The sequence below is a fragment of the Peribacillus sp. NPDC094092 genome (assembly GCF_050279365.1).
Taxonomy (GTDB): Bacteria; Bacillota; Bacilli; order Bacillales; family DSM-1321; genus Peribacillus.
On the sequence record NZ_JBNNUC010000007.1, the window covers coordinates 154,038 to 168,866 of the forward strand.

A 14,829-nucleotide genomic window follows, 5' to 3' on the forward strand; every position below is an offset into this window, starting at 1 on the left:
TAAAATCACCTATCTTTTTATCAACTTTTCAATTTCATTTATTCCATTCATAATTTGCTCTTCTAAAACCTTAATATTGCTTAGTATTATTTCAGGCTTCTCATACTCCACTTCATCATACTCAATCTCTTTATATTTATTAATCGACAAATCGTACCCATTATCACGAATTTCTCCCACTGGTACAAAAAACGATTTTTCAGTACGTTTTCTGTCGGTTTCCTCACCTAAATCATTAAATCTAGTTAAAATATCTGGAATATCATTTGCTTCAATTTTATTCCGTTTGTCATCTAGAGAATATCCGTCTGCTTTCATATCATAAAACCAAACGTTATCAGTACCACCAGCACCTGTTTTTGTAAAGATAATTATTGCAGTAGAAACTCCTGCATACGGTTTGAAGACACCCGAAGGCATTGAAATGATGGCTTCTAATTTGTTATTATCAATAATTTCTTTACGAATGGAATTATGAGCATTAGAGCTCCCGAAAAGAACACCATCAGGAACAATTACCGCAGCTCTTCCTCCCTTTTTTAGCATTCTTAAAAATAATGCTAAAAATAGTAGCTCTGTTTTCTTTGTTTTAGTTATCTTTAATAAATCATCTGAAACTGAATCATAGTCTAATGATCCTTTAAATGGTGGGTTAGCAAGGACCAGTGTATATTGTTCCGTATCTTTGTTTTGTTCCGATAAACTATCACGATAAGCAATATTTGGATTATCTACTCCGTGAAGCATCATATTCATCGCTCCAATTCGAAGCATTGTCCCATCCATTTCAAATCCGTGGAACATTTTTTGATTGAAATGTTCTCTTAAACTTTGGATTAAGAACATATCATTATGAGTTTCTTTTAAATAATCACCTGAAGCAACAAGAAAGCCTGCTGATCCTGCTGCCGGATCCACAATAATATCCTCCGGCGTTGGCTTCATTAACCGTACAATCATATCAATAATATGGCGTGGTGTTCTAAATTGACCATTTGTTCCTGCAGTGGAAAGCTTTGATAATAAATATTCATAAAGATCACCTAAAGTATCCTTTTTCCCACTGGTATTGCTAGCTTGTAATAAACCATTAATTCCGGCAACCACTCTTGCTAATAAGGAAGGGGTGGGGATTACAAAGATTGCATCTTTCATAAACTTTGAATACACCGACTCATTCCCACCTAAGTCTTTAATAAATGGGAAGACTTCTTCTGTTACAACTTTAAACATTTCATCCGGACCCATATTAGAGAAAATGGACCACCGTAACTGAGGCTTATCCTTTGGAAAAATTCCTTCAAAATCGAGGCCTAATAATTCAGCATCCATTTCTTTTTTCTTCTCATTATCATCTAGTGTTTTTATATATAAAAGATACGTAAACTGCTCAATCACAGTTAACGGATTTGTAATTCCACCCGTCCAGAATGTTTCCCAAACTTTATCCACTTTATTTTTCAATTCTCCAGTAATCATAGTTGCACCCCATTCAAAATAAAAAATCATATGCATCTAAATTATACTACATTCTCACAGGAAATAAGCTTGAATTAAAACTACTTAATACCCTTACTTTATTCTTCTTTTTTTTTCAGAAATTAATATATTAAAGAGAATTTTAAACTTTTTCCTTAGAACCTTGTTTTTAAAAAGATTCAAAGAATATAATTCGTTTGTAAAAATTCAAGACGAAAAAGTTGGATGTAATTAAACGAATGCTATAGCTTCCTATCTCAAATCTAGAATTCAGTGATGATTATTTTCCTACTATTAAATAAATTCAAACAAACAAAGGAGATTGCATAATTGAAAGTTATTTTTTACTACGCTTCATCAGAAAATGCAGATGTACAAAATATTATCCGGGACCTCTTAGTAGCAGAACTAGAGAGCTTAATAAATACTAACCAGCCACAAGTAAATAAAGAACTTCCTAATCAGAGTAAAGGTCGTGAAAGTGCTTGATTTTTTATGATTCAACCAAAGAGATATTCACAAGTACGGTACATCCTGATCAGCCTGAAAGATTTTCAACTACTCATCCCTTAAGTCATCCTACAAACTTAGCTGAGAAAATTAAGAAGCTTGAATTAGAAGGGCATTTATCACCATTCCTTGTTCATAGTTTCCTAGAACAACTACAAAGGAGAGACGATTATGAAAGAAAAGGAGCGTGAGGATTTTCCTGGACAGGAAAAGGGGATAATTAAAATTTTCATCAAGAGTTCAGATGAAGAAGATGGAAAAGATTGTTAAAAATTGTACTTAAGCTAAGTAAAAGTATTAATGATCGATAAAGTGTCCCTTCTTTTAATTCAAACTGATCATCACTTTTTTTCTCGGACCAAATTTTTAATTTACTTATCATGTGTTTACAACTAAAATTGATTAGTGCTAATTGACTAGAATATTAACGGAGGAACAAAATGAAGGACAAGGATATTATTAAAGTAATTAAATTGTTGCTTATACTTGGATGCCTATACTTGTTTATGCTTATATTAGAATGTATTGTAGGTTCAATTTGGAATCTCATATTATTTCTTGCAATTATTCTTACAGTTTTATGGTGCTATTATAGAAAGAAAAAAGAAAAAACATATGCCAAAGGAGTCCTTTTCCTAATAATAATATTATTATTTTTAATTTGGTCTATTGGCCCCTGTGTTTACGAACGACATATAGCTGAAATGAAGAAAACAAAGTTAGAAGAAAAACAAAGAGAAATTGAAGGTAAAAAGTACGCAAAAGAAATGGAAGAAGATATGAAGAGAGCTCAAGAAGAAACAGAGGAAGAACATGCTAAAAGAAAAGTAGAAGAAGACGAATCTAAAAAAGCTGAAAAAGCCAATGTCTCATCTACTCCAATTTACATTTTTAAAGAAGATAGGGATTGTTCTGATTTTAGTAGCGCTTCTGAAGCAACTGAATTTATGAAAGAATCAAAGGCAGCTGGCTTTGGAGACCATCGCTTGGATAAAAATAGAGACGGTATTGCTTGTAACTAATGATAGAAAGAATTGAGTGATTTTAGGACTGAGGTAATATTTTTTTAGGTTATTCCATTAAAGGGCACTATTATGGAATAAAAACTAGTTATTAAACGACTTTATTGTTGCTTTTTAAGTTCAATGAAGTGTTTTTTATCAAAATTTAAACAACTTTATTTTAACCCTATCCTAATTTTAGGACAGGGTTAGGTGTGTTAAGGTTTTAAAATTAAATAGCTTTATTGTCATTCTACATAAGTATTTTGCAGTCACACTTTTAAAATTGTTAATCATTTATAAAGACGAGTTTCTTCTATATGTTTTGATACTTTCTATAGTTAGTAAAGAAAAACAATATACATTAAAATAAAACTTTTCTTATAAATAGGGTAATATTCAATATTTTTACGTTATAAGCTTTTCTATTTACTTTCACAGTTTTTTTCGTGAAAACGGTGCTTACATAATTTAGACTTTATGATTTCTGCTTATGATAATTTAGATATATCTTCCCAATTACCTTTAATAACATAGATTGCAAATATGCTTAAAAACTCGGTAACACCTCGAATGGAGATATACTTCTCTAATTGCTCCCTCATAGTTTTTTGGATGGGAACAATCCTTTCTAGGTACGTTTTGGAGTGTCTGATGTGAATAGCCCCCCTCTTTTAATCGCACATTACTTAAATCAATCCCAACCAACTCGTTAACCCTAATTCCTGTCTCCAATAGTAAAAGCATTAAAGTATAATCCCTTAAACCTGTAAACGTCCTTAAATCGGCTTGCTTTAGAAGGTGCTCAAGTTGGTCGGTTGAGAATGTTTGTACAATGTGTTTTCTATCCTTGAGTAGCTTAATGTTTTTTATCTACTGGGTTCTGTCTAATGTGTTTTTGCTTATAAAGAAAATTGAAGTACGCTCTAATGGCTCTTAATCTAGTATTAATAGTGACAGTTTTTAAGTCTTGCACCTTCATATGAAGAATCAAATTCCGTTGGATTATCTCGTAAGTAACACTATTCGGGTCTGACACTAAATCTTGCTCCTTTCAACTCATTAGTTTAGTAACGAATGGAATGTGATCGTAAGTTTCTTAGTTTGCAATCATCAATAAACAACTCAAGGGAATCTTTGAAGTCATACGATTGGAGTTTTTATGCACTTGGGAGAGTTCACTACTGGAGAGAAAGTTATGTCGTCTAGACAATTTATACACCCCTTTTCAACTTGTGGTCGTACGACTCGTGGAATACGACTGTAGGAAATAATCGTGCTGTAAACACAAAAAAAGTTCCCTACTAAGTAGGGGACTCCTTTGTCTTACTGAAAAAATTCATACCGGTGGCCGAGGTCGAACCGGCACTCCAGAGGAACACGATTTTGAGTCGGGCTAATCCATAACATAATTTACAAAGTCTTAAAAATACTACATCCATTAGAAAATATTCCACCAAATTGTATATGTTTATTTACAGTTAGGAGTCAAAATGGAGTCAATTTAATTCATACAAATGTTTACTCTGTTAACTAGAATTTTCGTAGATTTACGTATCCTTTTATATGTATATAAATATGAAGTTTTACAAACTTAAAGAATTAAATTTCATAAATTTTCAAGGTTTTTTATAATTTTAGTGGTCATTTTGGTGGTCAGTGGTCATTTTAGAGCGCTCCACCTTTTGGCAATAAGATGTTTTTTTAACGAATTTCTGTTATTTTGTATTTGGCATTTAATTTATGTATGAAATGGAAGTATAATTTTTGCATAACAAAAAGACTTATGACTTAACTACTTTAGTTGATTTTGTTACATCTATTAAATGTAAGTTGAGTTCTTTTAGAAAGATTGAACATGCTACCGGTCTATTGTTTATCGTTCTAGGACAGGTTATATATAAATTATTCCTAGCTCTTGTTACTGCTACATATATTAATCTTCGTTCTTCCTCAATTATAGTAACAGGTTCCGCTTTTTCTTTTGCAACATTTACATCTATTTTTAACAGATCTCGATTTGCCAGAAGGTATCCCACCATCATATGCACCTATAATGAATACATTGGAGAATGCTAGTCCCTTACTGGAATGAATAGTTAACAGATATAAAACATTATATTCATTATAGTGATATCTTCTTACGTTTTTCTCCATTTCATTTTGCTGCTTTTTAAGTTTTAGATAATAATCATGTAATTCAATCCAGCTACTTAAATCGCCACATATCCCCAATATCTCTTCTTTTTGTACATCATCCATTTCTTTTTTAACCTTTGGAAATTCAAATATTAATTTACTAAGATGATTAACATTTGTTTCTCCCTTTTGCAATAATTCATCCATATGTTTAAAATATTGTCTGATTAATTGGCTATCTATTTTACTTTTTGAATTGTTATTCAAAAAATTCAGGAATGATTCATAGATGTTCCCTCATTATTCTTGGTGTATTCTTTAATTTTTTTAAAAGAAATATAGTAGTTAGAAGCAATTGTTGTATAAATATTAGTCAAATTCTGTATTGTTATTAATTCTAACCATGAATGGAAATACAAGTTAAAAAATGGATAATTAAAAATACCTAATAAGTCGTCTGTTTTTTCTATAACAAAAGGAATGTTTCGTCTTGTTAATACATTAATGAATTCCGTTAACTGCCTTTTAGAACGATATAACACGACTCTTTTTGTATAATTTATTTTTTCCAGTTTATTAAATGTAAAAGGTTCTTCTTTCTCTCCAAGAATATGACACTGATCTATAATGATATTCGCTTCTTCTTTTTGATCTTTTGTGAAAATGGTAAAAGTATCAGCCTCTTTCTGATGAAACGGAATCATAGCTTTTTCAATTCTTTCGTGTTTATTAAGGGCAATAACACGATTCCCCGCTTTAACAATTTCAGCAGCAGAACGATAGTTTGTCATTAGCTCAATTGTATAGGTGTGATAATGTTCCGAAAATTCTTTAATATAAATAGGGTCGGATGCTCTGAATGCGTAAATCGACTGGTCGTCATCTCCAACGATAAATAACTTTGTTTCATTAGGGGCTGCCGTAATCTTATCCGGTGGACAAATTAATTCTAAAATCTTCATTTGGAGACCCTAAATTATCTATGTCATTCCCAAATTGATTAATATGGGTGTCTATAATACGTTGATATGATTTAATATTGTTTTTCTTTTGAAACAACTTCACATGGTGACGTATTTTTTTTATATCAGGTTCTAACTTAACAGAGTCACCTAATATTTCTTTATTTATCTGATAAATCATTAAACACATGTCTCTAATTAAAGGAAAGACTGGAACAGCTGGATGTTTTTTGTTATTTTTCAAACTTATTAAACCTGTCATTCCCATTAAATCATAGTATGCTGTGTAAATTACGGACATAAGCACCACCCTTAAAGCGTTCAAAATGTAATGAAAGCTGTATCTTCAAATCTACTAGAGTTCTATCCTTCTTGCTTTTTCTTTTTCAATATAATTTAAACTTTTCTCTTCCAAAGAACTAATTAATATAATATCTAAGGGAAGACTGTGTTTTTTTAAAAACTGTTGACGAAGCACTTTTCTGAATTCTAATAAATCATATATGGGCGTATTTTCACGATTGTATACTATAATAATATCTACATCATTTGGCTTTTTTGAAATCAAAATAGACCCTAAAACATAGTATTTAAGCTCAGAAAGAAAATGGGTTTTGTTTTTTTTCTCTTTTTCGAATCGCTTCACGTTCTGCTGGAGAAATGTAATTAATAAAGCTATTTCCATCAAAGTTTAGTGCCCCCATAAATTCGGACATGAGAAATAAACCTATATCGTTTTCTCTTGCCGTTTCTCTACCTAAGTAAGAATAACTATTCCAGTTACTAATAGTTACTATCGCATTAATCTCATAATACTCTGACATTATTTCGTAAACTTCAGCTTCAGTTACAATATAAAAATCTGTTAAATATACAATTAACTTTTTTCCATTTTTCTTCTTAATTTTGAAAACATGCTCATGTCCTTGTTCATGTTCAATTTCCAATACAGTTCTATGGGTTTGAATTCTTGATATAAAATACTCAATACTCTCACGTCTAGGTCTCTTAAATCCCTTTTTATCCATAATAATTCTTCACGCCCTTTACTTTAATGGAAAACACTTTTTATCTGCTGAGGGAATGTTGGAACATTAGCATTTTTATATTCTGATAAATGATTCATTTTAAAACCTTCAATATGGTTCTTATACTCCTCAACAATAGGTTGCTTTTCTAAAGGAATTAAATCTATGTTTTCTAAAATTAATTCTAATATCTTATCATTATTAGGTATTAAAGTATTTATACAATACTCCCTCCATATATGTGCCAACTCAGAATGAGGCGATTGTTGAGCAGTTATGCTATAGGGCCCATATTGTTTAAAAATACGCTCATTTTCATTAAACAGTATTTCTATTTTTTTTATAACTTCTAACTTTCTAGTATCATTGATCTGTTCATTGGGCTTATTAATAAACCTAGATAGTGGCAATTTCAAGACACCATCCATCATTTTTCTCCCTAGCTGGTTGTTAACAGTCCAGTATGCATGTTGTGAATTCCATACATACTGTGTAATTGCAACATTACTATTTCTAACATTAACATCCACGAACCCACTAACTGTATATCCATCATTGTGTAAGCCAGAACAAATAATATTTAACATATTTCTAGATTGATTAGCTTCTATATGATAACCGGCCTTATGAACATGTCCAGCAAAATAGATGTCAATATTATAATCATCAAATAAGGTATCTAAAATGTGTTTCTCAGTCTCTTTAAAACACTCTAGAGAATGATGACCCATAGCAATATTTAATTTACCATTTCCAGTATTTAATTCTTCTAAGGCATCTAATAATTTTTGTTTCCCAATTAATAAAGTACCTTCTTCACCTGATTTATCAGCAATAATGCAGGTATTTAAAAAAATTAAATTACATCTTTGTTCCTCCACAATAAAATGTAAATTTTCTAAAGGATAATTTTTATTAAAAAGGGAATTATAAAATGTTTGGAAAGAATTGAAACTCTTTAATAAGGTTGAACTCTTCTCTGTATCTTCCATATAATTATCTAAAGTATCTGAAGAATCACCTGATTCGTTAATCATATTGATTAAGTTAGATCTTTCTTTGTCTCTATTGATATCGTGGTTTCCAGGTACTAGGTACAAATTTTCAATAGATAAATCTAAAACTGTTAAGACTTCCATTAAAAATTTTTGTTGACTATCTGTAAATTCCTGTCCCTGATGAGATATGTCACCTGTTAATATTACAAAATCGTATTTTTTTTCTCGATGTAATTCAGATAGTTTATTTATAAAATTGCTTCTCAGTCTTCGAGAGTGAAAGTTTTCAATTTGAAAATGAATATCTGATATCTGTAGAAAGTTAAACTCCACTTGTATCTCTCCTTAGACCCATTTATTTTGAATATTCCCTTCAATTAATATTTTACCAGAATTAATCATTTAAGGACTATATTATCAGAAATAAGTAAATCTTTAGTATTCAAAAGTTTTTTATTTTTTTACGCCTCTTTTCAATAAAATGAATTATCACCTAATTCTCCTCAAAAACCGTGGTTTTTGAGATAAAGAAAAAGAGGTGATATTCACCTCTTTTTTACGTTGTTTTTCTATCAAAATTCAATATCCTAAACGCTGTTTTTGGACTGTTAATAATCAGTCTTGTAAACATAACCAGAATGCAAATACACCCTTTTATTTGTTTAGAAAATTCCCAATTTTATGGTTTTCACTATATATATCCCTAAGAAACTCAAAGCCTTTTTCTCCATACAATACACATATTTTATCTGCAATTCCACCTTGGTTTTCGTTATAAAGACTCGATACTATCTGCCTTATCTCCTCTTCTTGATAATCACAGTATATATCCGCAGAAAGCATCTCCAACATTATTTCTCCAACTTCCTTAGGTGTTTTCTTTACATGTAAAGTCAAGTGATCAATTAACACGTCAGATCTATAATTTTCCTTGCTATATACTGCTGATAATTTTACCCACTTTAAGATGTCTTGATCTATATAATCAATAAATTTTAACCACTCGATTAAAAGTGATAACGCTTTTCTGTTTTGCACTTCTTCTTGATTTTGTATTAGAATATTGTAAAGTTGCCCCCTTGCCCGTAAGATAATTCCGACCCTGTACCTTATCGGAAGACAGAATTTAATCATTCAGGGCCGTAAAGTATAACCTGCGGGATCCAGGTGAGATTGCCTTTGTACCATTTTCGCCATAAAAATTTTTATATAGTTATTTTATTATCGAAGATAATTTTTGCTCCACCCATTTACTGATACTAATCCCTTCTTGTTCAGCTAAATCTGAAATTGTTTCTAACAATTCGATAGGTAATTCAAAACTAGTTTTTCTATTTGGACTACGTAATATCAAAGTATCATCTTCATGATGTATTCCTCCATTGATTAGATACGGTAAGATATCAGCAATACCAAACACCTCGGATGTTAACGGTTTCTCCCCTGCCCGAATGTAGAGTAAAACTGTTTCACTTTGTTCTCTAAGTCGAATGTTTTCCACTCCCCAAATTTCATATAGATAATCAATGAAGGGATAAAATACTACTTCGTTTTTCGGTACCTGAAGCTCCACATAGCCATTATAATCCAAAGTAGGTTGGTGGATCGAGTATGATGGCTTTAAGGTATAAGTTTTCATTCCTTCTTCATAGGTCAGCCACTTTTGGATATTGGGTAGGTAGAAACCAAATACATTTTCTTCATTACGAAGCACTCGTGCCTCTGGTATTTTAGACGAATGAAATCTTTGATACAAAGCCATGTCATTTTTTGAATCATAATATTCATATTTTTTTGGGCGTTGTGTTTCAGTTGGTTTGAGTGATTTCTCTGCTTCCTGATAGGCGGCTTCCGAAATGACATACGTGATTCTTTCATCCCCATAAGGGACGGCCTTAGCCTTAATCGAACCATCTTGTATATACTTATAAACACTTTGTACAGATAACCCCAATTTCTTTGCCACCTCATTAGGGCTCATACCTGTGGGTAAAGATTGCTTTTCATACACTAATCGATCCACTTCCGCTTTTTCATAACGGGCCTCTTTATGCAGTCGATGGGGGTCCTGAATCTTCATGATTTTCTTCTGCTTTCCATAATGGTAGACCGTTGCCTTGGATACGCCTAGTAAATCAGCGACTTCTTTTTGTGTATACCATTCCACTTTATCCCCCTCCCATTCTTCTTGATGATCCGTTCCTGTTATTGGAATATCCCTTTGGTTACCATGCGTCAATTCCTCATGATACAAGACTGCTTCCGCCTGGCCAAATTTCACACGATATTGGAGACGTGGGTGTTCGATCACTTCCAAAATCACCCCTTCTTTTTTTTCAAATTGTTTAAAGTAGTAAAAACTCTCAGGGTCTTCTTCTTCCGTACATGTTGGGAGAACATAAACCGTTTCCCCTATTTCATAAGATGCAGTCTGCAAGTTTTTTTCAAGGTTTAATTTATTCATGATTTGTCTCTTCACCTTTTATCTTTTATTGTTATATCTCTTTCTATTTCATGATTAACTATTTAATTCATATATTTATCATTATATATAATATTGTCTTAAATAAGTATATTTATAGATTCCTTTTATATAAAACATTATAGATGTAATATTTGAATCTAACAATATTATTATAAGTTTAGAATCTAATTATATAATAATTATCGCAAACCTAAATAAATGGAGGATTTATTTAGGTCTTCCTTAATTAATAAATCTTTGTAATTTGTTATAATGTAAGTAGGATTCATAACATGGGGAGTACATAGATATACACATTACCTTATTAATACGCGAATGATAAAAGTGAGGGGTACAGGTATGCATGAACTGATAGAAAAAAAGAAAGGACTTCAGAGTAGTGCATGGAAAAATAGCCTTTCAGAAATATCCATCCATACGTTACAAGAACGATTAGATACGACAGAGAAGAATGGGCAAGATCCCTTTTCCGATTTTAGCGATCTAGACATGCTACAGTGGTATCTTCATCGGCGAGAACATTTAAACCAGCAACATGAAAAGTCCATCCGCACCGTCCAAGCCTATGAGCGGGAACTTCTTCAATTTATTGAACAAATGCTCACCTATTCAGTTGAAATCAATGTCGACTTGGGACAAGTTGTGGATGGTTCCCTCTTTAAATCGTTATCCTCTCGCCACATACGAAGATATCAGGAATGGTTATCGGAAAAAAGCCCTTATGTCTTAACAAAAGGAGCGTATTCCGTTGCCACCTTATCCAGAAAGACAACCATCATTAAGACTTTTTTGACATTCCTGTTCGAATCAGGCTATATCACAGAGCCCATTCATGAAGGTTTCTTTAAGGTCAATATCCGAAAGGATGATCGGCCGAACCGTGATTTGGGACCCAAGGAAGTCATTTTGCTACTTGATTACTTCAGGGAAATCAACCACCCCATCGTTTTTTCGATCATTCATATCCTGACGATGACAGGCATGCGTAATGAAGAGTTTACAAGACTCCGAGTCAAGGATCTTCAATATGATTCCATTACCAGCACGTATTTTTTAGAGGTCCTAGGTAAAGGAAATAAAAGAAGGCAAATCCCATTGAAAGAAAAAGGAATGAATAGCATTCGCATGTTCCGTTCGGCCAGGGGAATCGACGATCTAGATGCAGCAGAAGGAGACGACCCGCTCTTTACGACCAATACTGGCCGTGCCTACTCTCCCTCTTATTTGTCTCAATACATAACAAAAGCCGTTAAGGAGAGTGGATTGCCTTTTTTGAAGTTTCGTTCCTCTTCCATTGGTCCTCATACCTTCCGGCATGCTTTTGCCATCATTTCTCACTTAAATGGAGTGGATGTCTATCAGATTATGAAGAGTCTGGGCCATGAGCAGCTCTCCACTACAGAGATTTATTTGGAGAAGGTTTTTGAAAAAGAACGCCATGCGATTCATTTGTGGAAATCAGATGTGTTTGGGGAGTATATATAATAGAAGAAACTCGTCATAATTAGAGAAGTTTTTGCTGAATTTTTGAATTCCAATTGACTTAGAAGATCCCTTCATACAATGGTTTAAAGTTTGAAGATATGATAAATGGTCAGGCATGATGATTACGGGATTTCATCTTTTTTGGTAAATGCATTGAGGTCATAGCTATGGTAGGCCTGACAGCGGTCATCATTGAAACATTAACAGGTTTTATTATTATTCCGAATATGACACCAATCACAGAAGGAATAAAAATTGTTGGCATGATTGCAATTACGCTCCTGGAGCATTTCCCATGATTGCTTTCATCACAAAATTGTTTAAAAACCCTTTGGAGAAACTAGGGTATTTTCTAGGAATAAGTGATATTTCAACAGCAGGTCTTATTGCATCTCTTGCAAATAATATACCTATGCTCATGACGCTAAAGAACATGGATCCAAGAGGAAAGGTAATGAATGTTGCTTTTACCGTCAGTGCTGCTTTTGTTTTTGGAGGGAATCTAGGTTTTGTGGCAGGTGTTAATAAAGAAATAGTGTTTGCCATGATTGTTGGGAAGCTTATAGGAGGCCTTACAGCAATTGCATTAGCTATTATCACTACTTCTAAATCTACTACTTAAATATCACAAATATCCACTTTGCCTTCCTAAAAGAGGAGGGCAATCGTTTTTTATTTTGAGGTTCGGTTAAACAGCCAAGGCTCTCGCGCAAGCACCTGGCTGTTTTTATCTTTCTATTTAGGATTAATCCCTATTAGGATTCATGTCGAAAAGTGCTTATACCATTATTGGTAAGATAACTATTCCTTTTTGCTCTTCCTCAGATTCAGCAACAATTTAAGATTTTCATTTAATAAATTAGCTTGCGATAAAGCTTGACAATCCTCTAGAATATCACCCGGTTTGTTTGCCTCACCTAAAATGTAAGATGAAAAACGCATATTTAAGAAATCGAAAGTATATTGGAATTGTTGAATAAGAGGCAAACCTTTAATTCTTGGTTCGTCACCACCTACTGCTATAACAATCGTTTCTACTTCCTGTAAACGTTCTTTAAACAGCGGGTACCTTTCATCACGTATGGCATGGCTAAGTCGATCAATCATATTTTTCATCAACCCCGACATACTATACCAGTATATAGGTGTAGCAAAGATTATCACATCGTTTTCCATGAATACCTTTACGACTTGTTCATAATCATCCTCTACTATTTGAAATCCTTCACTTGTATGACGTAAATCTTCAATTGGTTGAATGGATAGATCCTTTAAATATATCTTTTGATGGTTTATCCCCTTCAAGGCCAAGTCCGCTAGTAATTCACTGTTACCCTCTGTTCTTGAGCTACCTATGAATGTTGCGATGTTCATTTTAAAACCCCTTTTCTATACTTTAGTATAAAAAAAGTTTATACTTAGATTAACAATCGATAAAGATGAATATTTCGATTTAATTAATCGAAAAAAACGATTTAGAGGTGTATAATTTGGAAATTAAGCATTTGCATACGTTTTTAACTGCTACTAAGACGTTGAATTTTACTCAAACAGCTAAAATACTAGATTATGCACAATCTAGTATTACTGCACAAATTAAGTCATTAGAAGAGGAATTAGGAACGCCATTATTTGAGCGACTGGGGAAACGAATCTACTTAACAGAAGCTGGCATACAGCTGAAACAATACGCACAAAAGATGCTTGCTCTTGACAAAGAAATGAGGCAAACGTTATCTGGTCAAAATGAGACCAATGCCGTTTTAACGATTGGTGCCCAGGAAAGCCAATGCACATACCGACTTCCAGATATTTTACAATTTTTCAAACAACGCCACCCACAAGTCAGGCTGATTTTTAAACCTGTTCATACAATTGATATAGCAAAGAATCTATTGCAATCTGGTACCCTCGACTTAGCTTTCATCACAGATACCTTAAAAGAAATGCCTGCGCTTCATAAGGAGATGTTAATTGAGGAAGACTTAATATTCGTAGCATCCCCTTCACATCATTTAACTAAAAAAAAGCGGTTGACTGCAGGGGAACTCGCACAAGAAACGATTCTGTTAACGGAAAAAGGCTGCTCTTATCGAACTCAATTTGAACATAGAATTCAAATAGAAGGTTTTTATCCGGAACAAGTTATTGAATTTGGTAGTATCGAAGCAATCAAACAATGTGTTATGGCAGGATTAGGTACTTCACTTTTACCTAAAATGGCGGTAGAAAAAGAACTAGATAAGGGTCGTTTAATCGAACTACCTACATCTATCGTTCTAGAACCCGTATTTACAGAAATTGCTTGGCATAAGGATAAATATATTCCCTCTTATCTGGAGGATTTCATACAGATTTCACGAGAACAATATAAGGAATTTAATGAGAAATCGAAAAATTAAAAAATAAATAATACGTTTCTTTCGATAATTGGAAAGATCTAAGAGAGAGAAATATTTTGGAATACTGTCCAAATTCGAGTTGATATAAATAAACCATACATATTAGTCAGGCTAATCCTTATGATCCCTTATTTGTGTTGTTAACGCAAAATAAGTATCAAAAGTTAGAGGTACCCATAATAAAAAATCTTTACATGATAAAGAATAAAAGAATATCACCTGTAACTTCTGTATTATTGTATTTTTATTCTTGTTAATACTACTCTATCAACGTTTATATGGTTACAAAAGAATACAATATTGTATCCTCATGTAACCCTTTTTGTAATTCAAAACTTTA

General features: G+C 32.7%; 16 protein-coding genes and 1 pseudogene. 5 read left to right on the plus strand and 12 right to left on the minus strand.

Going from position 1 to position 14,829, the window contains the following annotated elements; genetic code table 11:
• Positions 1-9: 9 nt before the first annotated feature.
• Positions 10-1,479, minus strand: coding sequence for a type I restriction-modification system subunit M (locus tag ACQKNS_RS24490; protein ID WP_427645847.1), 1,470 nt, complete (start codon positions 1,477-1,479; stop codon positions 10-12).
• Positions 1,480-1,809: 330 nt separating this feature from the next.
• Here ACQKNS_RS24490 and ACQKNS_RS24495 point away from each other — a divergent pair, with 330 nt between their 5' ends.
• Both ACQKNS_RS24495 and ACQKNS_RS24500 read left to right on the plus strand, forming a co-directional pair.
• Entirely contained in the window at positions 1,810-1,968 is a 159-nt protein-coding gene (locus ACQKNS_RS24495) for a hypothetical protein (protein WP_427645848.1), read from the plus strand.
• Positions 1,969-2,429: 461 nt separating this feature from the next.
• Complete coding sequence (locus tag ACQKNS_RS24500) at positions 2,430-3,011, plus strand: excalibur calcium-binding domain-containing protein (protein WP_427645849.1); 582 nt, start codon at positions 2,430-2,432, stop codon at positions 3,009-3,011.
• A gap of 504 nt (positions 3,012-3,515) precedes the next feature.
• Here ACQKNS_RS24500 and ACQKNS_RS24505 read toward each other — a convergent pair.
• From ACQKNS_RS24505 to ACQKNS_RS24550, 10 genes are all read right to left on the minus strand, one after another.
• Complete coding sequence (locus ACQKNS_RS24505) at positions 3,516-3,863, minus strand: tyrosine-type recombinase/integrase (RefSeq protein WP_427645884.1); 348 nt, start codon at positions 3,861-3,863, stop codon at positions 3,516-3,518.
• 911 nt (positions 3,864-4,774) lie between these two features.
• Positions 4,775-5,035, minus strand: a complete 261-nt coding sequence (locus tag ACQKNS_RS24510; protein WP_427645850.1) for a 3'-5' exonuclease — start codon at positions 5,033-5,035, stop codon at positions 4,775-4,777.
• Positions 4,944-5,396, minus strand: a complete 453-nt coding sequence (locus tag ACQKNS_RS24515) for a 3'-5' exonuclease (protein WP_427645851.1) — start codon at positions 5,394-5,396, stop codon at positions 4,944-4,946. The genes ACQKNS_RS24510 and ACQKNS_RS24515 overlap by 92 nt, the downstream gene beginning before the upstream one ends.
• A gap of 5 nt (positions 5,397-5,401) precedes the next feature.
• Entirely contained in the window at positions 5,402-6,091 is a 690-nt protein-coding gene (locus ACQKNS_RS24520) for a 3'-5' exonuclease (RefSeq protein ID WP_427645852.1), read from the minus strand.
• On the minus strand, positions 6,057-6,392 hold the full coding sequence (locus ACQKNS_RS24525) for a hypothetical protein (protein WP_427645853.1): 336 nt from the start codon (positions 6,390-6,392) through the stop codon (positions 6,057-6,059). The genes ACQKNS_RS24520 and ACQKNS_RS24525 overlap by 35 nt, the downstream gene beginning before the upstream one ends.
• Positions 6,393-6,446: 54 nt before the next feature.
• Positions 6,447-6,779, minus strand: coding sequence for a hypothetical protein (locus tag ACQKNS_RS24530; protein WP_427645854.1), 333 nt, complete (start codon positions 6,777-6,779; stop codon positions 6,447-6,449).
• Positions 6,688-7,119: a hypothetical protein gene (locus ACQKNS_RS24535; RefSeq protein ID WP_427645855.1), complete on the minus strand. Its 432-nt coding sequence runs from the start codon at positions 7,117-7,119 to the stop codon at positions 6,688-6,690. The genes ACQKNS_RS24530 and ACQKNS_RS24535 overlap by 92 nt, the downstream gene beginning before the upstream one ends.
• A gap of 23 nt (positions 7,120-7,142) precedes the next feature.
• On the minus strand, positions 7,143-8,450 hold the full coding sequence (locus ACQKNS_RS24540; protein WP_427645856.1) for a metallophosphoesterase family protein: 1,308 nt from the start codon (positions 8,448-8,450) through the stop codon (positions 7,143-7,145).
• A gap of 321 nt (positions 8,451-8,771) precedes the next feature.
• Positions 8,772-9,155, minus strand: coding sequence for a hypothetical protein (locus ACQKNS_RS24545; RefSeq protein ID WP_427645857.1), 384 nt, complete (start codon positions 9,153-9,155; stop codon positions 8,772-8,774).
• A gap of 175 nt (positions 9,156-9,330) precedes the next feature.
• The gene (locus ACQKNS_RS24550) at positions 9,331-10,581 is read right to left on the minus strand and encodes a helix-turn-helix domain-containing protein (protein ID WP_427645858.1); all 1,251 of its coding nucleotides are present in this window, start codon (positions 10,579-10,581) and stop codon (positions 9,331-9,333) included.
• A gap of 360 nt (positions 10,582-10,941) precedes the next feature.
• On the opposite strand from ACQKNS_RS24550, the gene ACQKNS_RS24555 reads away from it, so the two are divergent.
• Together ACQKNS_RS24555 and eutH are read left to right on the plus strand one after the other, a co-directional pair.
• On the plus strand, positions 10,942-12,087 hold the full coding sequence (locus ACQKNS_RS24555; protein ID WP_427645859.1) for a tyrosine-type recombinase/integrase: 1,146 nt from the start codon (positions 10,942-10,944) through the stop codon (positions 12,085-12,087).
• 167 nt (positions 12,088-12,254) lie between these two features.
• Positions 12,255-12,709 (plus strand): annotated as a pseudogene (gene eutH, locus ACQKNS_RS24560) (ethanolamine utilization protein EutH).
• Between the two features lie 179 nt (positions 12,710-12,888).
• On the opposite strand, the gene ACQKNS_RS24565 reads toward eutH, so the two are convergent.
• Positions 12,889-13,461, minus strand: a complete 573-nt coding sequence (locus ACQKNS_RS24565) for a flavodoxin family protein (protein ID WP_427645860.1) — start codon at positions 13,459-13,461, stop codon at positions 12,889-12,891.
• A 116-nt stretch (positions 13,462-13,577) separates the two neighbouring features.
• Here ACQKNS_RS24565 and ACQKNS_RS24570 point away from each other — a divergent pair, with 116 nt between their 5' ends.
• Positions 13,578-14,489, plus strand: a complete 912-nt coding sequence (locus ACQKNS_RS24570; RefSeq protein WP_427645861.1) for a LysR family transcriptional regulator — start codon at positions 13,578-13,580, stop codon at positions 14,487-14,489.
• The last annotated feature ends 340 nt before the right edge of the window (positions 14,490-14,829 follow it).